The sequence below is a fragment of the Arthrobacter oryzae genome (assembly GCF_031454875.1).
GTDB lineage: Bacteria > Actinomycetota > Actinomycetes > Actinomycetales > Micrococcaceae > Arthrobacter > Arthrobacter oryzae_D.
This window is the reverse complement of record NZ_JAVDRQ010000017.1, coordinates 36,908-57,006: the sequence shown is the minus strand read 5'-3', so window position 1 is coordinate 57,006 and position 20,099 is coordinate 36,908. Positions and strand designations below refer to the sequence as shown.

Annotated in this window: 17 protein-coding genes; 7 read left to right on the top strand and 10 right to left on the bottom strand. The window is 66.8% G+C overall.

Annotated elements, in window-relative coordinates; all coding sequences use genetic code 11:
• Window positions 1-48 precede the first annotated feature (48 nt).
• On the top strand, window positions 49-2,463 hold the full coding sequence (locus J2805_RS22605) for a DEAD/DEAH box helicase (protein ID WP_309980269.1): 2,415 nt from the start codon (window positions 49-51) through the stop codon (window positions 2,461-2,463).
• A gap of 265 nt (window positions 2,464-2,728) precedes the next feature.
• Here the strand turns inward: J2805_RS22605 and J2805_RS22600 are convergent, their stop codons facing one another.
• The 7 genes from J2805_RS22600 to ssd all read right to left on the bottom strand — a co-directional run bounded on the left by J2805_RS22600 (window position 2,729) and on the right by ssd (window position 8,465).
• Window positions 2,729-3,241, bottom strand: a complete 513-nt coding sequence (locus J2805_RS22600; protein WP_309980268.1) for an Rv3654c family TadE-like protein — start codon at window positions 3,239-3,241, stop codon at window positions 2,729-2,731.
• A complete protein-coding gene (locus J2805_RS22595; protein WP_309980267.1) occupies window positions 3,238-3,705 on the bottom strand; it encodes a TadE family type IV pilus minor pilin in 468 nt (155 codons plus the stop codon). The genes J2805_RS22600 and J2805_RS22595 overlap by 4 nt, the downstream gene beginning before the upstream one ends.
• On the bottom strand, window positions 3,702-3,995 hold the full coding sequence (locus J2805_RS22590; RefSeq protein ID WP_309980266.1) for a DUF4244 domain-containing protein: 294 nt from the start codon (window positions 3,993-3,995) through the stop codon (window positions 3,702-3,704). Before J2805_RS22590 ends, J2805_RS22595 begins: the two co-directional genes overlap by 4 nt.
• Before the next feature lie 165 nt (window positions 3,996-4,160).
• On the bottom strand, window positions 4,161-4,778 hold the full coding sequence (locus J2805_RS22585; RefSeq protein WP_309980265.1) for a type II secretion system F family protein: 618 nt from the start codon (window positions 4,776-4,778) through the stop codon (window positions 4,161-4,163).
• Window positions 4,775-5,644, bottom strand: coding sequence for a hypothetical protein (locus tag J2805_RS22580; RefSeq protein WP_309980264.1), 870 nt, complete (start codon window positions 5,642-5,644; stop codon window positions 4,775-4,777). The genes J2805_RS22585 and J2805_RS22580 overlap by 4 nt, the downstream gene beginning before the upstream one ends.
• A complete protein-coding gene (locus J2805_RS22575; RefSeq protein ID WP_309980263.1) occupies window positions 5,641-6,963 on the bottom strand; it encodes a TadA family conjugal transfer-associated ATPase in 1,323 nt (440 codons plus the stop codon). Before J2805_RS22575 ends, J2805_RS22580 begins: the two co-directional genes overlap by 4 nt.
• A complete protein-coding gene (gene ssd / locus J2805_RS22570) occupies window positions 6,960-8,465 on the bottom strand; it encodes a septum site-determining protein Ssd (protein ID WP_396134463.1) in 1,506 nt (501 codons plus the stop codon). Before ssd ends, J2805_RS22575 begins: the two co-directional genes overlap by 4 nt.
• Before the next feature lie 181 nt (window positions 8,466-8,646).
• Here ssd and J2805_RS22565 point away from each other — a divergent pair, with 181 nt between their 5' ends.
• Both J2805_RS22565 and J2805_RS22560 read left to right on the top strand, forming a co-directional pair.
• Window positions 8,647-10,353: a bifunctional 3'-5' exonuclease/DNA polymerase gene (locus J2805_RS22565; RefSeq protein WP_309980262.1), complete on the top strand. Its 1,707-nt coding sequence runs from the start codon at window positions 8,647-8,649 to the stop codon at window positions 10,351-10,353.
• A 160-nt stretch (window positions 10,354-10,513) separates the two neighbouring features.
• Window positions 10,514-10,714: a YegP family protein gene (locus tag J2805_RS22560; protein ID WP_309980261.1), complete on the top strand. Its 201-nt coding sequence runs from the start codon at window positions 10,514-10,516 to the stop codon at window positions 10,712-10,714.
• Between the two features lie 25 nt (window positions 10,715-10,739).
• On the opposite strand, the gene J2805_RS22555 is transcribed toward J2805_RS22560, so the two are convergent.
• The 3 genes from J2805_RS22555 to J2805_RS22545 are packed head-to-tail and all read right to left on the bottom strand — an operon-like array spanning window position 10,740 to window position 13,811.
• Window positions 10,740-11,417 (bottom strand): NUDIX hydrolase, encoded by a 678-nt coding sequence (locus J2805_RS22555; RefSeq protein WP_309980260.1) that lies wholly within the window; start codon window positions 11,415-11,417, stop codon window positions 10,740-10,742.
• A complete protein-coding gene (gene nth, locus J2805_RS22550; protein WP_309980259.1) occupies window positions 11,414-12,247 on the bottom strand; it encodes an endonuclease III in 834 nt (277 codons plus the stop codon). Before nth ends, J2805_RS22555 begins: the two co-directional genes overlap by 4 nt.
• Window positions 12,248-12,257: 10 nt before the next feature.
• Entirely contained in the window at window positions 12,258-13,811 is a 1,554-nt protein-coding gene (locus J2805_RS22545; protein ID WP_309980258.1) for a hypothetical protein, read from the bottom strand.
• Between the two features lie 586 nt (window positions 13,812-14,397).
• Here J2805_RS22545 and acs point away from each other — a divergent pair.
• The 4 genes from acs to J2805_RS22525 all read left to right on the top strand — a co-directional run bounded on the left by acs (window position 14,398) and on the right by J2805_RS22525 (window position 20,087).
• Entirely contained in the window at window positions 14,398-16,506 is a 2,109-nt protein-coding gene (acs, locus tag J2805_RS22540; RefSeq protein ID WP_309980307.1) for an acetate--CoA ligase, read from the top strand.
• Between the two features lie 225 nt (window positions 16,507-16,731).
• Window positions 16,732-18,042 carry an ABC transporter substrate-binding protein gene (locus tag J2805_RS22535; protein WP_309980257.1) on the top strand — a complete coding sequence of 437 codons (1,311 nt, stop codon included), beginning with the start codon at window positions 16,732-16,734 and terminating at the stop codon, window positions 18,040-18,042.
• A gap of 132 nt (window positions 18,043-18,174) precedes the next feature.
• Window positions 18,175-19,161: a carbohydrate ABC transporter permease gene (locus tag J2805_RS22530; RefSeq protein ID WP_309980256.1), complete on the top strand. Its 987-nt coding sequence runs from the start codon at window positions 18,175-18,177 to the stop codon at window positions 19,159-19,161.
• Entirely contained in the window at window positions 19,158-20,087 is a 930-nt protein-coding gene (locus J2805_RS22525; RefSeq protein ID WP_309980255.1) for a carbohydrate ABC transporter permease, read from the top strand. Before J2805_RS22530 ends, J2805_RS22525 begins: the two co-directional genes overlap by 4 nt.
• Window positions 20,088-20,099: the final 12 nt, after the last annotated feature.

The following is a 20,099-nucleotide window of genomic DNA, read 5'->3' as shown; positions in this document are numbered from 1 at the left end:
GGCATTGCGGGTGCCGGGCGATTTGGGCCCGGATGAAACAATATTGTGGTGAACCTCCATGACTCCCTGATTCCGCTGCTGGGCCGTGGCCCGGACCCGGAGCAGCTGCGTCATGTGCGCATCATTCCTGCCCGGCAGGCCGTGAACGAGCCGTGGCCGGAATGGACCCACCCCGATCTCGTCAAGGCCTACGGTTCCCTGGGAATCCATGAACCGTACCGTCACCAGATTCAGGCAGCGAACTTTGCCCACGGTGGCGAGCATGTAGTGATCGCCACGGGGACCGCCTCCGGCAAGTCGCTGGCCTATCAGCTGCCCGCGCTGGACGCGATCCACCGCTCCGAGCTGCGGGTCCTTTCCGAGCCGGGAAAAATCCACGACGACGGCGCCGTGGCCCTTTATCTCTCCCCCACCAAGGCCCTGGCCGCCGATCAGCTTGCCGCTATCCGCTCGCTGAGGCTCCCGACTGTCAGGGCGGAAACATACGACGGCGATACCGACCCCGCGTCGCGACGCTGGATCCGGGACCACGCCAACGTCATCCTGGCCAACCCCGACATGCTGCACTTCGGCATCCTGCCCAACCACGCCTGGTGGGCCAGCTTCTTCCGCCGGCTCAAGTACGTCATTGTGGACGAGGCCCACAGCTACCGCGGCGTCTTCGGATCCCACGTGGCCAACCTGATGCGACGGCTGCGGCGCATCTGCGCGTACTACAGCGCCAATACCTCCCAGCCCGGCCCGGTGTTCATCGCGGCCTCGGCAACGGCCTCCGAACCGGGCACGTCCTTCGGCCGGCTCATCGGTGCACCCGTCCGGGCCGTGTCCGAGGATTCCTCGCCGCACGGCTCCACCACCGTGGCGTTCTGGGAGCCGGCCCTCACGGAACTGCGGGGCGAGAACGGCGCCAAAGAACGCAGGACCGCAGTTGCGGAGACCGCGGACCTCCTGGCCAATCTGGTCTCCTCCCGAATCCGGACCATTGCATTCATCAAGTCCCGGCGCGGGGCCGAGACCATTTCCGCCATCACCAAACGGCTCCTGGACGAGGTGGATCCCAGCCTTCCGCAGCGCGTGGCGGCCTACCGTTCCGGGTACCTGCCCGAGGAGCGCCGCGCCCTGGAGAAAGCCCTGCGCTCCGGGGAACTGCTGGGGGTCTCCAGCACCTCCGCCCTCGAACTCGGCATCGACATCTCCGGCCTCGACGCCGTCCTGGTTGCAGGATGGCCCGGCACCAGGGCTTCCCTCTTCCAGCAGATCGGCCGGGCGGGACGCGCCGGGCAGGATGCCATCGCCGCATTCGTAGCCAGTGACGATCCGCTCGACACCTACCTCGTAAACCATCCGGAGGCCATCTTTGATGTGTCCGTAGAAGCCACGGTGTTCGATCCCTCCAATCCGTACGTGCTGGGGCCGCATCTGTGCGCCGCCGCGGCTGAGCTGCCCCTGGGTTATGCGGAGCTGGAGCTGTTCGGACCCTCAGCGGAGAAACTGCTGGACCAGCTGGTCTCCCAGGGCTACCTCCGCAAACGCCCGGCCGGCTGGTTCTGGACCCATCCGCAGAGCGCGGCGGCCATGGTGAATCTGAGGGCCGACGGCGGCGGCCCGGTGAGCATCGTCGACGCCGAGACCGGCTCCCTGCTCGGAACGATGGACTCACCCCAAACGCATTACCAGGCCCACACGGGTGCCGTGTACGTGCATCAGGGCGACAGCTATGTGGTGGAAGACCTGAACGAGCAGGACCACTGCGTGATGGTGCGCCGCGCCAACCCCGACTACTACACCACAGCCCGTGACGTGACCCAGATCGAAGTCCTGGAGACGCAGCGCACGGCTCAGTGGGGCGACGTTGCCGTCCACTTCGGGGACGTGAAAGTGACAACACAGGTGGTCTCCTTCCAGCGCAAGGCGCTGATTTCGAATGAAATCCTGGGTGAGGAACCGCTGGAACTCGGGGCACGGGACCTGTTCACGAAGGCTGTCTGGTTTGTGGTGGATAACCGTTCCCTGACCGGGGCCGGGCTGATCGAAGCCCAGTTCCCCGGCGCACTGCATGCAGCCGAACACGCCGCCATCGGGCTGCTTCCGCTTGTGGCGTCAAGCGACCGCTGGGACATCGGCGGAGTGTCCACCGCTATCCACGCCGACACGGGGGTGCCCACGATCTTCGTGTACGACGGGCACCCCGGCGGCGCCGGTTTTGCCGAGCGCGGCTTCGACAAAGCCAAAGTGTGGCTGTCGGCGACGCGTGATGCCATCGCGGCCTGCGAGTGCGATGCCGGCTGCCCGTCCTGCGTTCAGTCGCCCAAATGTGGCAACAAGAACAACCCCCTGGACAAAGCCGCCGCGATCACCCTTATCGACGTGCTGCTGAAAGACGCCACAGAGCAACTGCGCGAACCCCAGCCGACTCCTGCGGGGCGGACGAGGCAGCCGGAAGAGCACGCAGCTCCGTTGTGATTCCGGTCAGCCCGCCTTCTTCCTAACCCCGTTTGATTCACTCGCCACCAGCGATCGGCAACCGCGGACGCGGCTTCTGATCTCGGTCGCTCACTCGCCGCCGGCGTACGGCAACCGCGGACGCCGCTTCTGATCTCGGTCGCTCACTCGCCGCCGGCGACCGGCAACCGCGGACGCGGGGGCCGGCGGGCTCGCCGAAGCCCGCATGGCTCCCACGCCCGCAGGCCCGCCGGCCCGCCGGGAACTCGGACGTCACGGTGGCGGGTCATGGTGGCGGACCGGCCCTGGCATGGCCGGTGGCCGCGCCGAACATGCTGCGGTTCAGGAGCTCCGTCCGGATCTCCACAGTTTCGCCTCCTCCCTCTGTGCAGCTGACTATCTTTGCGCCTTGCCGGCCCGCGACATCGGCAGCAACCGAGCACGGCACACCGGGACTGATCCCGCGCAGCGCGTCCGCGGCGGCCAGCGCCGCGAGGTCGGCGGCCGCGGCGGCCCTGGACGCCATCACTGCTGATTGGGCCAGCAGGAGCATCAACGCCATGGCCACCATCACCACCATCCCGAGCCCGGCGGCGAGTATCGTTCCGGATCCGCGCTCAGGCGACCGGCCGGGAAGGCCCTGAGGGCCCGGACGTTTCAGATTTCTTGGCTCCGCGTTCCCCGGGTTCAGGTTCCCCGGCTCCGGAGCCCTCGGCAGCGAATGCCGCGGTTTTTGTATCCGCTGCTCCCGAGTGCCCGGTTCGGAATGTCCCGGCTCCGGAGTCCGCTGTCCGGTCATGACGCTGAGGCTTCCGGACGATGGTCCCGGGTGGGTGCGGGCCACCGCGCTGAGAGACGGCTGGCAGCTGCTTCGGCAGTTTCGCCCCGCGCCATAGCCCGGGCGGACAGCGTCCAGGGGACTACCGACCCGACAGGACCGGAGACCCTGCCGGACACCGTGACGCTGAGCCATTCGCCTTCGGCCCCGACCGACACCGACGCGGAGGCGCCGGCGAGTTGCCGGACTATACCGTCCACTGCTCCGGCATCCTCGCCTCGGGCCAGCGCCCTTGCGCCCGCCCGTGCCGCTTCTTCGAACCGGAGCTGGGTGATCCCGGCTGCTGAGCCAGCGAGCAGCAGGGCCAGCAGGAGCAGGACGGCCGGCAGCGCCACCGCGAATTCGGCGGTAACAGCTCCATGGTCCTTCCCCGAACCCCGGAGCCCCTTCCCATCGGACGCCCCGCGCTGCGCAGCCTGCGTCATGGCAACGCCAGCGCCGTCCGGATCAGGTTCAGCAGGAAGCCACGGACTTCATCGCTGCGGAGAATGAACACCAGAATCCCGGCAAAGCCGACGGCCGCCAAGGTGGCGATGGCATATTCTGCGGTGGCCATTCCCAGCTCGGATGCCATCAGCCCTCGGCGCCCCGGGGCCGAAACCGGGGCCGCGGCCCTGGCCCCGGGGTAGATTTCCCGGACCTCCGCTTCTTCCGATCCGGCGAGGCCTGAGTTCTCCGGCTGGGCGTACGGACGGTGATTGAACGTGGTTGACATGGCAGTTCCTTTCATTGGTTTTCCGGCTGAGTTGCCGGCTGATTCGACTCTCCCGGCTCCGGCGAACGCGGATAAGGCAGAAGTTTGGCTAAGTGGAAAAGGCCTCGAAGTCCTGGCTGTGGAGGAGCACTTGGATGCCGTTGCAGGGACGCACAAGGACCCCGATCAGGCTCCGGACGGGAGCATCGCGAGCAACACCGGCACTACGCCCAGACAGATGAAGGCGGGCAGCGAACACAGGCCGAGCGGGACCACCAGCCTGACGCCGAGGGCGGCGGCCCGCTTCTCCGCCGCCCGGAAGCGCTCGCGTCGCAACCTGGCAGCCTGGGCGTAGAGAATGGCGGACGATGGCGCCCCTGTCAGGGCGGCGAACCCCAGTGCCTGTCGCAGGATCAGCAGCTCGGGTGTCCGGGCCTCTGAACTGCGCCAGGCCGTTTCCCAGTCGGCCCCAATGGCAAGGGCAGACACAACAGGGCGCAGGGACCGGTGATACTCCGGTGCCGCTGATGCCGCCACGAGCTCCAGGGCGCGTCCGATCCCCGAACCGGCGTCCAGCATCGCTCCAATCAGTTCCAGCATCATGGCCGTGTCACGCAGACCCTCATAGGCCTGCAAGTCCGGCCGGTCTCCAGTTCCGCCGTCGCCGTTCCTTCTTCCGCCCGCACGCAACTGATGCTGCCTGCGGAGCCTTCTGCGCGCGCCGCCACGGCCGGTCAACGCCAGCGTCGAAGCGGCCGCCAGTACTAGTGCAAAGAAGACTGACGGCACCCATTCCGCCGTCATGATGTTCCAACGGCAGAGCGGACAAGCTTTGCTGACCAAATCCTGCCGACGACTGTGAGGACCATGCCCGCTGCGAGCGCGGCCACGCCGAACGGAGTGCCGAGCAGGATGGACAGCGGATCCACGCCCAGTGCGACCCCTAGCCCCAGACCCAGAAGCGGCAGCCAGGTGAGGAGCGTGACGGTGGCCTTCGGCCCGGCCAAGGCCGTCTGACGGGCGGCGTCGGCGTCGTCCTCCACCTCAAGCTGTGCGGCCAAACGGGTCAGGACATCCGCCAGCGGGCAGCCGCTCGCGGCAGCAATATCGAAACAGGCGGCAAGCTCGCCCCAGATCCGTCGTTCCCGATTTTGTCGCCCTGAGAAGGCGGCGGCAGACGCCGCTCGGATGGCGTCCGCTACCGGCGATCCCCGCATGGCAGCTGCCCGGGCCACCGATACCAAGGACAGAGAAGCCGGTGTGAGTCCCGGTCCACCTTCACCGCCGATGTCCTCCTTCGCGGCGTAAACCAGCCACAGTTCATCCCACAGCCGCAAAGGCGTACGACCGCCTTTGAGCAGTGCGGCCAACTGCTGGACAACAACCGTCATCGGTACGGAGGCGGAGCGCTGGCCGGCCGTCCCTGGCCGTTTCACGCGCCAGTTTGGCCGCCAATCTGCCCCGTGGGGTGCCTTCCGCACCCCGGGCGTATCCCGCCGATCGTCGCCGCCGTTGCGGCTGCCTGGGCCGGGACCTCTGCTGCTGCCCCGGCCCGAATGCCCTGAGTGACTGCTGTCCAGGATATTGCGGATCCTGCCTGACCGGCCGCCGGGAGGCCGCAGTGCCAGCCACGCAGCGATAGCCAGTGCGGCAATCAGTAGAGCCATCATGTGCCTGCTCCTGGCCTCGGCCGCCGCAGCTCAGATCTCCCCACGGCTGGCCCGGCTCCCCCGGGTGACGGCCCGGCAACCCCGTCGGCCGGCCCGGAATCATCCAGGCCGAGCCTCAGGGCCAACCCTGGCCACGCCGGACCCAGACTGAGGATACCCGCCTGCACCGTCACGGCCGCTGACACTTCGAGTCCGTGGGGGCGGTCCTCGACGACGCCGATGCATGCCACGTGACGTCCGGCGCGGTCCCGTTCAACGTGCACCACGACGTCCAGGGCGCTGGCGACCTGCAGCCGCATGGCGTCCTGGCCCATCCCGGCGAGGGCGCCCAGTGCCGTGAGCCGCGCCGGTACGGCAGCTGCTGTGTTGGCATGGATGGTGCCGCCTCCTCCGGTGTGCCCGGTGTTCATGGCCGTGAGCAGTTCCCGGACTTCGGCTCCGCGGCACTCCCCCACCACCAGCCGGTCGGGCCTCATCCGGAGGGCCTGGCGGACCAGCTCGGCAAGGTCAACACCACCGCCGCCCTCGAGGTTTCCGTGCCTCGATTCAAGCGACACGACGTGCGGATGGACAGGGTTCAGTTCGGAGGCATCCTCTATCAGTACGAGTCGTTCACCGGGGTGGCTCAGCCCCAGCAGCGTGGAAAGCAGGGTGGTCTTGCCTGATCCGGTGGCCCCGCTGATCAGGAAGCTCAGCCGCCGGGAAACCATCCGCTCGAGCACGTCCTGCACCAGGCTGCCGAACATGCCGCCGTCCCGAAGTTCGTCCAGCGTGAATACCTCAGGCCGGCGGATTCGGACGCTCAAAAGGGTCCCTGCCGTCGAAATGGGCGGGAGGACAGCGTGGATCCGATACCCGGCCTCGAGCCTGACGTCCACGCACGGAGAACCGTCGTCCAGGCGCCGCCCGCCTGCCGCCACGAGCCGGGACGCCAGGGCGCGGACCTCCCCTTCTGATGAAAACGACACCGCCGTAAGCTCCAGGCCGTTGCCGCGGTCCAACCAGACGGAATCCGGGGCGTTGACGAAGATGTCGGTGACCGACGGATCCCGCATCAGGACCTGGAGAGGTCCCAAGCCGTTAAGCTCCGCGCTGATCCGCTCGACCGCGGCCAGGGAACCTGCCGTCCCCAGGAGTTTGCCGGTAGCCTGCACCGCTGCGGCCACCCGGGACGGGGTCACCGGTCCGGAGTCGGCCATTACCGATTCCCGGACAGATTCCAGCAGCCCTGCATCCACGGCACGGTTCGGGCGTCGCCTGGAGCTTCCGCCGGGGCTGGGAAAGCGCGACAGCCCCGTCGGCTGCGGAGACGCGGTCATGGAAGCTCACCGCCAAGCAACTCCAGGACTGATGCCGCGAATCGGCGTACGGTGCGTCGGCGTCCCATTTCCAGCAAGCGGCCGAGTTCCGTGGCACTGGCAGTGCCCCGTACCTCCGGGACGAGTCCCTGCAGCGGCAGCCCCACGGATTCGGCGATCAGGGGCCCGTCAAGGACGGCACCGGCCTTGCCCCTGATCACCAGCGCCGTCTCCACCGGAGGTAGCTCCTGCAGCAGCCTGGCCGAGGCAACAGCGGCCTTGAGCTGCGCAGGCGCCACCACAAGGATGCGGTCACAATCCCACGCGAACGTCCGCAGCGGCTCCGTTCCCCGCCCGATGTCCACCACGACCAGTTCGTAGCCCCGCCGGGCAGCGTCAAGAACACCGCCCACCGTGGCAGCCTCCACGCCGGGCTGGCGTTCGCGGCTGCCCGGCCAGGACAGGAAGGAGAACCCGCCCGCTACCGGGAGTGCGTCGGACAGCTGTTCCGGGTCGATGCTCCCGCTCGCCTCCGAAAGGTCAGTCCAGCGCAGCCCGGGAGACTCCTCGGCTGCCAGCGCCAGCTCAAGGCCCCCGCCCCAGGGATCTCCGTCGATGAGCAGAACCTTGGCTCCCCACTCCGCGGCTGACTGGGCGATCCAGATGGCGGCGGTTGTTGCTCCGGCGCCACCGCACCCGCCGGTCACGCCCAGAACAAGCCCTCCGGCTTCCGGTGACCGGGATCGGTTCAGGTATTCAGCCAGCCACGCGGCAGCATCGGGCAGTACTGCCACTCGTTCGGCTCCCATTGCCGCGGCGAGGTGCCAGAGACTGTCTCCCTCGCCGCCCAAACCCACGAGAACGGCAGGTGCCCGGCGCCGGGGCGGCAGTTCGCGGATATCGCTGCCCACAAGGACGACGGCTGCAGTGTCCCAGAAGGGAGCGGCTTCCATGGCATCAGCCACCACTCGAAGCTGGCCGCCGGCTGCTGCGACGATCCGCTCAACCTCGCCGCGCAGGAAGTCAAAGCCCGTCACCAGGAGCGTTTCCGCGGACTCGGCCGGAAGCCATGCGCCCGGAGCCCGTGGCCCCAGCGAGGAATCCCCGGACGGGGAACTGGGGCGGCCCGGCGCACTGCCCGCACCGGGCGGTGCGCCTGGTGATTGCTGTGCGGGCGTTTGCCGCCCGCGCCATGGGCGCCCGGCAGCGTCCGGTCCGGCCGCGTCCCGCCCGACCCTGTCCCGCGCGGCACCGTCCCGCCCAGCCCTGCCGCCCCCGCCGCCGTCCCGCGCTGTCCCGCGTGCCCCGGCGTGGTTTCCCCGGGCAGCAGGACCTTCGCTCCCGGGCGGTGCGGCGCGGGCAGCGGCGCGCGCTGCACGGCGCGCCGCCGTGGCCGGTTCCGGAGGCCCTGCGCCTGCACCGGAAGCCGCGGCGGCGTCTGGCCGGGAAGCTATGCCGAACTCCGTCACAAGGCCGGGACCGCTGACTTCCGGGGCGGGTTTCTGGAGATGTTGCCTGCTCATCCTGACACTGTGCCCAGTACCCAGTTGTCGCGACAGAGAGCAGACACGCCATGTGGACAACAGCGCCGTCCGGGGCTTGTGGAGGGGCAGTGGCCTGGCCGAACCCTATGCGGACGCTGACTGTCCGCAATTGCCGGCATGCGGTGCAACCCGGGGGCGAGCACAAGGCAGAATTAGGGCTATGTATCTGCTGCTGTCCGCCCGCCCCGACGGCGCAGCCCTACAAGAGCTCGCCGCGGACGGAACACCTGCTGCTGCGAACCCGGAACCTCGCCTGATCAGCGCCGGCGAGCTGGCCGGCGTCGTCCGCGAACTCGAAAAGCGGCGTCCGCGCTGGATCTGGCGCCGCACGCAGGACTGGTATCCGGCGCTGCTGAACGCCGGCGTCGAACTGGAACGCTGCTACGACCTCATGCTCTGCGGCGCCATCCTGGCACATTCGGAGTTTGCGGCCCACACTGCATACGCCCGGAACGCGGAGAAGCTCACGCAGGACGACGAGGTGCAGCAACCGCCCCGAAGCCTCCAGCCACCGCCCCAGCCGGAACACCAGGGAGCACTGTTCGAAGATTCCGGATTCAGCCGCACGCCCAAGCACTCGGCGGAGGAGCTGCGCAACGAGTACGCCGCCCAGCAGGAAGCCCTGCGACAGGTCAGCTCGGATGCGAACCGCAGGCAGCGGCTCCAACTGCTTCTTGCCGCGGAGTCCGCCGGAGCCATGATCGCCGCGGAGATGCAGCACACCGGAGTGCCCTGGCGCGAAGAACTGCACGAACAGATCCTTGTGGACTACCTGGGTCCCCGCCCTTCCATTGGTCACCGGCCCGCCAAGCTCGAGGCGCTGAACACCGAACTCCGCCGGCTCCTGAACTCGCCAAGCCTGAACCCGGACTCGCCGCAGGAGCTGATGCGTGCTCTGCACCGGAACGGCATCGAGGTGAAATCGACCCGGCAATGGGAGCTGAAGGAGTCCAGCCATCCGGCCATCGAGCCACTGCTGGCGTACAAGAAACTCTCGCGGCTGCACACTGCGAACGGGTGGGCGTGGCTGGATGCCTGGGTGAAGAACGGCCGCTTCCAGCCCGAATACGTCGTAGGCGGCGTCGTGTCGGGGCGCTGGGCCTCACGCGGCGGCGGGGCCCTGCAGATTCCCCGCCAGATCCGCGGCGCAGTGCACGCAGATCCCGGCCACAAACTCATCGTGGCTGACGCTTCCCAGCTTGAGCCGCGGGTCCTGGTGGCCCTGGCCCAGGACGCCATCATGGCCGAGGCCGCCCGCGACCAGGATCTGTACGCCGGCATTGCCGCCAAGGGTTTCGGCGGCGACCGCGGCAAGGCCAAGATCGCGCTACTGGGCGCCATGTACGGCGCCACCTCCGGCGAAGCAGGCCGGCTCATGCCGCAGCTGACCCGTACCTATCCGCGCGCCGTCGGCTACGTGGAGCAGGCCGCCCGCGACGGCGAAGCCGGCGGCACCGTCACCTCACGGCTGGGCCGCAGCAGTCCGCCGCCTTCGGACCGCTGGCGGCAAAGCCAGAAGTCCACCACCGCCGACGAACAGCGGCGGGCAGATGCGATTGCCCGCTCCCGCGGCCGGTTCACCCGCAACTTCGTGGTCCAGGGGTCCGCTGCTGACTGGGCGGCCTGCTGGCTGGCGGAATTACGACGGCGGCTCCGCGCCATGCGGTCAGCGGGCGAACCAGCCGGCGAGCTGGTGTTTTTCCTGCACGACGAAGTCATGATCCACTGCCCCGATGGGTCGGTGGATGACTGCGTCACAGCGATCGAGGCGGCGGCCGCCGCTGCCAAGGACCTGCTGTTCGGCCCGATTCCGGTGGAATTTCCGGTGAGCGTGGCCGTTGTTGATTCCTATGACAAGGCGAAATAGGCCCTGTAAGACGCGCTCTGTAACGTACCCACGGGTAGCTTTGTGAACTGCCTCACCTCCCGGTTAAGCTCAATTAGCCGGTTCTGCAGCAGTGGCAGTGCAGCACCGAGAAGGACCGGCCGATGCAATGACGCATGGATTTTTGGGGAGGCACCACAGAGTGGCTGGCACATTTGAAATTGTTAGTACCGAGGAAGACGCTTTCTACTTCCGACTTACCGCCGAAGACGGCACACTAGTGGCGGTTTCGCCACGGTTCAAGACGCTGAAGGGCGTCGTCGCGGGCATTAATGCCGTCCGTGAGAACGCAGCGACGGGACTTGTAGTGAACCGCTCCCGGCGCGAACTGGCGCCCGGATAACCCGCGAGCACAATCAACCTGGAAGTCACACATCAATCTGGTGCAGCCGGGACCGGTCCCACGGAACCGCCCAGCCCAGGTGATCAAAAAGTTCATTCAGGACCATTCCGGTGAAACCCCAGACCACCACCTTGTTCACCACAAACGCTGGGCTAAGGAAGGTCTGGCCGGCGCGGCTGACTTTAGCCATGACCCGGTTGTCGGGATCCAGCAGGTCCCGCACCGGGATCCGGAACACTTGGGCGGATTCGCCGTAGTCCACAACGCGGACCGGCGACGGCGAACGCCACCAGGCAAGAACCGGCGTCACCAGGAAGTTTCCGCGGGGCAGTGCCAGCTGCGGCATGGCTCCCAAAACCTCCACGCCGGCCGAATCCAGCCCTGTTTCCTCCTCTGCTTCACGGAGGGCCGCTTCGATGGGCGATTCACCGGGATCGATTCCCCCACCGGGGAACGCCACCTGGCCGGGATGATCATCCAGGGTGTGGGCCCGCTCCAGCAAAAGAACGTCGAGATCAGCCGGGGCGAGCCGCTTTCCGGAAGCCGCAGGCACCTTGTCCAGCGCACCGAACAGCATCAGCACGGCTGCCTTGCGGGCCACTGTGTCGTCCACAGTCAGCTCGCGCCAGTACGGATTGCGGGCCGGTCCTGTTCCGGCTTCGATGGCGGCGATAAGCTCGATGAGATCCTGGCGGGCGGTCATGGCTCCCGCTTTTGTGATTCCATCCGGATTTCCGCGGCGCGGTGTGTTTCCGCCAGCAGTTGCGCCAGGAGGGCTTCCTGCCCAGGAGCGAGCTCGTACTTGAGCAGCTTCCGCGCCTTGTCCGGATCCGTCTCCCCCGCCCCGTAGCTGGGGCACCACGTGGCCACGGCGCACGCACCGCACGCGGGCTTGCGTGAATGGCAGACGCGGCGCCCGTGGAACACCACCCGATGCGACAGCATGGTCCAGTCCCTCGGTTCGAACAGCTCGGCCACGTCCGCCTCGACGCGCACCGGATCATCCGATTCCGTCCAGCCGAAGCGCCGCGACAGCCGGCCAAAGTGCGTGTCCACGGTGATTCCCGGGATACCGAAGGCGTTGCCCAACACAACGTTGGCGGTCTTGCGCCCCACTCCGGGAAGCGTCACCAGATCCTGCAGCCGGGGCGGCACCTCGCCGTCGTACTCGTCCACGAGCCGGTTGCACAGCGCCATCACGTTCCTCGCCTTCGCGCGGAAGAACCCGGTGGGCTTGAGGATCACTTCGAGGTCGGCCGGATCAGCCTCGGCCATGCTCCGGGCATCCGGATATCGGGTGAACAGCATCGGCGTGATCTGGTTGACCACCACGTCGGTGGTCTGCGCGGAGAGCACCGTCGCCACCAGCAGCTCGAACGGGCTGCGGAAGTCCAGCTCGGCGTGCGCATACGGGTAGAGCTCCGCGAGCGCCCGGTTGATCCTGCGGGCGCGGCGCTTCAGCGCCAGCATGGATTCCCCGGACGCCAGCGGTGTGATGCTTCCCGGCTTCGGAGTGCCGGATTGGTTGGCCATCGGGGGCCGGCTAGCCGCGCTCGATGTTGCTGAGGTCGCGCAGGACGCCTACCCGTCCGTCAGTGTGCTGGACCAGGAATTCGTGTCCACGGTCTTCGAGTGCAAGGACCCAGCCGCCGGGTTCGATCACGAAGGCCGGCATACCCGTCCGTTCATCGACAGCGGTGCGGGGCTGGGCGACGGCGAACCAGAACGCCTCGTGGACCGGCTGTTCCTCATGCTCCTCGGGGCGGCTGGACGGGTCCACGGTGGCGCCGATGGGCTCCTGTGACGTCACCTGCGGGTGCAGCATGGTCTCTGCCGGCGCCGACGCGGCGGGCATCGCGCCGGTGGCAGGACCGCTGGCAATCCCGTGGCCGGCTGCGGCGGAGGGGACGTCCGATCCCTGGGTCGCGCCCGAGGCGGTGGGTACGGCGGCGGCCTGTGTCCGTTCCGCTGCTGCCGGTACGACGTCGGCGGCCTGGGTGGCGGGGGCGGCGTCGGTTCCGCGGCTTGCGGCCGTCCCACCCGCGCCTGCGGCTGCCGCGCCGGTGGTCCCGGCGGCTGCAGCTGCGGTGGCCGCGTTCCCCGTGGTTACGTTCCCGGATCCGGCGGCGGGAGCGGCCGGTGTTGCCTCATCCTGCAGGGTGGCACGCCCGTGTGCCGAATCGGGCTGGGCCCAGCTCTGCTGGGCGGAACCGTATTGGCCGGTAGCCTGCTGGCCAGCGCCGTATTGCGTTGCCCCATGCTGCGTGGCCCCGTGCTGCGAAGCCCCGTGCTGCTCCCCATAGGGGGCCGTGCCGGTCGCAGTTCCTGCATGCGGGCGGTCGCCGTTCAGGGACGCTCCGGCTGCCGTGCCGCCTGCCGCGGCTGCACCACCTGCTGCACTGCTTGCTGCACTGCCAGACGTCAGTCTCTTGCCCCAGCCGGCCAGCGTACCGGAGCCGGAGCCCGGTTCCTTCGCGGGTTTGGGCTCCTTCGGGGCGCTGGGCTTGCGGAACGGCACAGCGGATTCACGGGCCACGACGTGTGCAGGCGCCTCGGCACGGTCCAGGAAATCGCCGGCGAAGAAGGGAATGAAGCGCGCCAGGACAGTGGCGGCAAAAAGCCCCAAGGATCCGATCAGCGACACCAGTACGGCCGGCTCATAGGTCTCGGCAGTGGCCAGGAAGAAGAAGGCGAGGGCAAAGGACGCTACCACGGACGCGAACTGGTCAATGGAAAGTGACCCGATCCTCAGCTTTGACGTCGGCGTGAGGCGGCGCGCCACGAAGAGAGCGGTCACGACGAGCGGCAGGATGATTCCCAGGCCCAGGAAGAAGAGACTGCCCAGGTTCCACAGGTTGTACCGTGAAGCGAACATCGGGATCAGCGATCCTACAAACATAATCAGCGTTGATCCGAAGACGGTGAGGTCGCGGATGGTGAACGGGCCAAGGACCGTTTCATTCTTCTTGGCTGTCAGTCGGCTTCCCGCGGGCTTTGGCCCGTCCGTGCTTGCCGGTTTGCCGGAGCTTGCCGGGCCGGTCGTCTGACCGGGATGCTGATGGGCGGCCTTATGCTGCCCATGGCTTTGCTGGTTCATTCTGTTCTCCTTAGCACGGCGGCGCCCTGGACAGCGCCTCCTAACGGCAGGCAAGAACAGGACCGCAAGCGGTCCCGTCGCCTCCATTGGATGTCACAACTCCATCTCAGCCTAGCCAAGTGCTTGGCTGATCACTAGCTGACGGGCCGGAGGCGGGCGCGCGGGATTGCAGGCGGAATTTGCCTAGCACATGCGCCTGTTTGCCGGGTGAACGTATTCCGTTAGGACCCGCGGATCCAGCCTTTCAGGGCAAGTGTGCAGCCCGCCGGATCATGGCGCGTCGCAGCTGGCACGGCAACCCGGCCATCTCGAGTCGTTCAGTCAGTCTGACGGACTCGCAGCCCCCGCACCAGAGGTGCCAGCTCTCCGCCGCGGGAACCATTCGCCGCTTAATATGCGCCGCTCACGGCTCACTATGTGACCGGGCACACGTGCGGCGCGGGGCAGGCATTAGTGTGTATTTCGGAACAGCTCTTTGCGGTACAGCCGTGATCAGCCGCTGCCCGACGCCGCGCACGCGGCACGGCTGCGGCACGGTGACGGCGTGTCCCGCGCAGCAAAGGATCGATGAATGATGAGGTTCACCATGTCCCAGGACACACCCAGCTCCACGGCCACCGCTGCCCACGCCGAAGTGCCGGCCAAACAGTCCCCCACCGGCGTTGCCGGAACCGCCACCGGCGCAAACGGAGCCGCAGCCAACGCTGGCCAGGCCGGGAACGGCGACGCCTTCGAGAACCTCTCGCACGAGAATCGGAAGTTCGCTCCCTCCCAAGACTTCGCCGCGAACGCGGTGGTCACCGCCGCAGACTACGCGGAGGCCGACGCCGACCGGCCCGCTTTCTGGGCCCGGCAGGCCCGTGAAATGCTCACCTGGAGCAAGGACTTCACCCAAACTCTGGACTGGTCCAACCCTCCCTTCGCCAAGTGGTTCGTCGGCGGCGAGGTCAACGCCGCCTACAACGCCCTGGACCGTCACGTGGAGAACGGTCTCGGGGACCGGGTGGCCATCTATTTCGAGGGCGAACCCGGGGACAGCCGCTCCTACACGTACGCGCAGCTCACCGACGAGGTGAAGAGGGCCGCGAACGCCTTCGAGTCCCTCGGCGTGGCCAAGGGTGACCGGGTGGCCGTCTACCTGCCCATGATTCCCGAGGCCGTCATCACCCTGCTGGCCTGCGCCCGGATCGGCGCCATTCACTCCGTGGTGTTCGGCGGCTTCTCCGCGGACGCCCTGCGGTCTCGGATCGACGACGCCGAGGCCAAACTGGTGGTCACCGCCGACGGCACCTACCGCCGCGGCAAGCCCAGCGCCCTGAAGCCAGCGGTTGACGAAGCCCTGGCCCAGTCCGGACACACCGTCCAGAACGTGGTGGTGGTCAAGCGCAACGGCCAGGACGTCAACTGGCACGAGGGCCGGGACCACTGGTGGGCCGACACCGTCGAGGCGGCCTCCCCGGAGCACACGGCCGTGGGCCACGACTCCGAACACCCGCTGTTCATCCTCTACACCTCCGGCACCACCGGCAAGCCCAAGGGCATCCTGCACACCACCGGCGGCTACCTCACCCAGACCGCCTACACCCACAAGGCCGTGTTCGACCTGCACCCCGAAACGGACGTCTACTGGTGCACGGCCGACGTCGGCTGGGTCACCGGACACTCCTACGTCGCCTACGCCCCGCTGATCAACGGCGCCACCCAGGTCATGTACGAAGGCACCCCGGATTCCCCGCACCAGGGCCGCTGGTGGGAAATCATCGAAAAATACAGGGTCTCCATCCTCTACACCGCACCCACTGCGATCCGCACGTTCATGAAGTGGGGCAAGGAGATCCCGGCCAAGTTCGATCTCTCCTCCATCCGGGTCCTGGGCTCCGTGGGCGAACCCATCAACCCCGAAGCCTGGATGTGGTACCGCGACGTCATCGGCGCCAACGCCGGCAAGAACGGCGAGAAAAAGGGCAACCCGGCACCGATCGTGGACACCTGGTGGCAGACCGAAACCGGCGCCCAGATGATCGCCCCGCTGCCCGGCGTCACCGCCACCAAACCCGGCTCCGCCCAGGTCCCGCTGCCCGGCATCGCCGTGGACGTCGTCGACGAAGCCGGCGAGTCCGTGCCCAACGGCCACGGCGGCTTCCTGGTGATCCGCGAACCCTGGCCGGCCATGCTCCGGGGCATCTGGGGCGACCCGGAACGGTTCAAGGAGACCTACTGGTCCCGCTTCGAGACCATGTACTTCGCCGGTGACGGCGCCAAGAAGGACGACGACGGCGACGTCTGGCTCCTGGGCCGTGTAGACGACGTCATGAACATCTCCGGCCACCGGCTCTCCACCGCGGAAATCGAATCCGCCCTGGTGAGCCACCCGGCCGTGGCCGAGGCTGCCGTCGTGGGCGCCGCCGACGAGACCACCGGCCAGGCCGTCGTCGCGTTCGTGATCCTCCGCGAAGACGCCGTGGACACCGGGGACCAGATCGTCCAGGAACTCCGGAACCACGTGGGCAAGGAGATCGGGCCCATCGCCAAGCCCAAGACCATTCTGGTGGTCCCGGAACTGCCGAAGACCCGCTCCGGCAAGATCATGCGACGCCTGCTGAAGGACGTGGCCGAAGGCCGCGAAGTGGGCGACGCCACCACCCTGGCAGACAACACCGTCATGGCCCAGATCGCGCAGTCGCTCAAAAAGTAACAGGCACGGGCGGCCGGACGGCTCCGCCCGCAACAGCTCCGTGCACATCCGAACGGCCCCGTTTTTCCCGTTTCACGACGGGAAGACGGGGCCGCTTCTTTTTGCGACGATTCAAACGCCTGCTCCGGCAAAGATGTTGTTTCCCGTTCTTTCCTGTTCTCTTTTGAGAGGTTATAGTCGGGAATGTGAGGTGTCTCACAAGCGGCTTTTTTCAAGGGAGAGAACATGGCAGCACAGTTTGATGCGTCGGCAGTCCCGTATCCGAGCAGGCGGACCATCCTTAAGACCGTCGGCGTCGGAGCGGCGGGCCTGGCCGGCATCCCGTTCCTCGCAGCCTGCACCGGCGGCAGCGGGCCGTCGGCCACAGGCTCCGACTCCCCTGGCCTGACGTTTGGTTCGGGGTCCTCGGACGATGTCCCCAAGCGGGCGTATCAGGCTGTTACCGACGCATTCACCGCCAAGACAGGCAAGAAAGTCACCACCAATGTGGTGCCGCACAACGATTTCCAGAACAAGATCAACTCCTACCTGCAGGGCTCCCCGGACGACACCTTCACCTGGTTCGCCGGCTACCGCATGCAGTACTACGCGGAGAAAGGACTCCTTGCCCCCATCGACGACGTCTGGGAGAGCATCGGAGGCAACTACTCCGAGGCGCTGAAAAAAGCCTCCACCGGTCCCGACGGCAAGATGTACTTCGTACCCAACTACAACTACCCGTGGGGATTCTTCTACCGGAAGAGCCTCTGGGCGGAGAGAGGGTACGAAGTTCCCGAAACCTTCGACGCGCTTAAGGCCCTGGCCACGAAGATGAAGGCCGACGGCATCATTCCCATCGGCTTTGCGGACAAGGACGGCTGGCCGGCCATGGGCACCTTCGACTACATCAACATGCGGCTCAACGGCTATCAGTTCCACGTGGACCTGTGCGCCCACAAGGAATCCTGGGACCAGCAAAAGGTCAGCGCCGTTTTTGACACGTGGGCCGAGCTGCTCCCCTTCCAGGACCCGGCAGCCCTCGGCCAGACATGGCAGGATGCCGCCAAGGCGCTGGAGGCCAAGAAGACAGGAATGTACCTGCTGGGCTCCTTCGTGACCCAGCAGTTCACTGATCCCGCTGTCCTGGCGGACATCGGGTTCTTCGCCTTCCCGGAGATCGCCATGGAAGGCCGGGACTCGGTCGAGGCTCCGATCGACGGCCTCCTGCTGTCCAAGAAGGGCGGCGAGAACAAGGCTGCCCGCGACTTCCTGGCGTACCTCGGAACGGCGGAAGCGCAGGACGCGTACGCCGCGGTGGACGCGTCGAATATCGCCACGGCCAAGGGCGCGGACATGTCCAAGTTCACCCCGCTCAATAAGACGTGCGCAGACACCATCGCGAACGCCAAACACATCAGCCAGTTCTTCGACCGTGACGCCCTGCCGGCTATGGCGAACAACGTGATGATCCCGGCACTGCAGAGCTTCATCAAGGACGGCAAGGTGGACGTCAAGAACCTCGAAAGCCAGGCCAAGACGCTTTACGCCGCGCAGTAGTTCCAGCCCAGTAGTTCCAGCCTGGTGGGCCCCGCATCACAGCCGACCAGGCAGGAAGGAACGACGACGGCGGCACCGCCTGCCGCCGTCGTCGTGCCTTCCCTGCATCCGGACCAAGCGAGGGAAAACTTTATGAGCAGCACCGCAAGAGAACTGGTTCCGCCCGAAGCAAGGGAGCCCGAAGGCGCTACCGCGAGGCGGGCTAGAACCAGGCGTACCAAAGGCGGGCGGGTCCGCCGCCTGTCCGGACGCGACAAGCTTGTCCTGTCGCTGATGGTGGGCATTCCCACCCTGATCGAGCTGACGCTCGTGTGGCTGCCGACGCTGATGTCGGTGGGCCTCAGTTTTACCCGGTGGAACGGCCTGGACCTTGGCGGCATCCGCCCGGCGGGCCTGGACAACTACCAGTACGTCACGCAGGACTACCCGCCGTTCTGGCCAGCGGTGCAGCACAACCTGCTGTGGCTCGTGTTCCTGGCCCTGGTGGCCACACCACTGGGCCTGCTGCTGGCCGTCCTGCTGGACCAGAACATCCGCGGCAGCAAGATTTACCAGAGCATTTTCTTTGCACCGGTCATGCTCTCGCTGGCCCTCATCGGCATCATCTGGCAACTCTTCTACCAACGCGACAACGGGCTGCTGAACTTCCTCCTCGGCACTGCCGGGACGCCGCAGGCCGTGGACTGGTTCGGGGATTCCTCCGTCAATATCTGGGCGGCGATGATCGCTGCCACGTGGCGGCACGCCGGGTACGTCATGCTCCTCTACCTGGCAGGGCTCAAGGGTGTGGACCCCAGCCTCAAGGAGGCCGCGGCCATCGATGGCGCCAACGGCTTCCAGACCTTCTTCCGGGTGGTCTTTCCCGCCATGCGCCCCATCAACATCGTGATTGTGGTCATCACCATCATCGAATCCCTGCGCGCCTTTGACGTTGTCTACGTCATCAACCGCGGCACCAACGGCCTGGAGATGCTCAGCGCCCTGGTGATCCAGAACCTGGTGGGCGAAGGCCAGGTGATCGGCGTCGGCTCGGCGCTGGCCGTGGTGCTGCTGGTCATTTCCCTCGTCCCCATCGTTTTCTACCTGAGCCGCACCTTCGGCAAGGAGGGCAAAGCATGAGCACCACCACCACCGCCCGGGGCGGCAGTCGCGCCGGCGGGAAAGATAATGTTGCGGGACTTCGCTCCGGCAGCCGACCCAAACGCCACTACGGCACCCATATCTTCCTCACCGTCATGGCCGTCATGTGGCTGATCCCGCTGGGCTGGTCGCTGTTCACCGCCCTCCGTCCGGTCGCGTCCACCAACGAGCACGGCTATTTCAGCGTGGCCGGTGACTTCAACTTCAACAACTTCGCCCAAGCCTGGACGCAGGGCGGATTTTCCACGTACTTCTGGAACTCCGTGATCATTACGGTTCCGGCCGTGCTGCTGACCCTGTTCCTGGCATCCCTGATGGCGTTCGCCGTGAGCCGCGTGAGCTGGAAGTTCAACATCACCCTGCTCATCATGTTCACGGCCGGCAACCTGCTGCCGCCGCAGGTCCTGGCCGCCCCGCTGTTCGAAATGGCAAAGCACTTCGAGGTGCCGTATTCCTTCAGCGATTCCGGCAACATGCTGAATACGTACATCGTGGTGATCGCCGTCAACACGGCCTTCCAGATGGGTTTCTGCACCTTCGTCCTGTCCAACTACATGAAGGCGCTCTCCGCCGACCTGACCGAGGCCGCCCTGGTGGACGGCGCCGGCATCTGGCGGCAGTATCGGGAGATCATCATGCCGCTGTGCCGGCCCGCGTTTGCCGCCCTCGGCACCCTGCAGGTCATCTTCATCTACAACGACTACTTCTGGCCGCTGATCTTCATCCAGAGCGGCAACCGGCTCCCGATCACCACCGCCATCAACAACCTCCAAGGCCAGTTCCTGAACAACTACAACCTCCTGGCCGCCGGCGCCGTCATAACCGTCATCCCCACGCTGGTGATCTACCTGCTCCTGCAACGGCAGTTTGTTGCAGGGCTGACTCTTGGTTCCAGCAAGGGGTAGACCATGATGGAC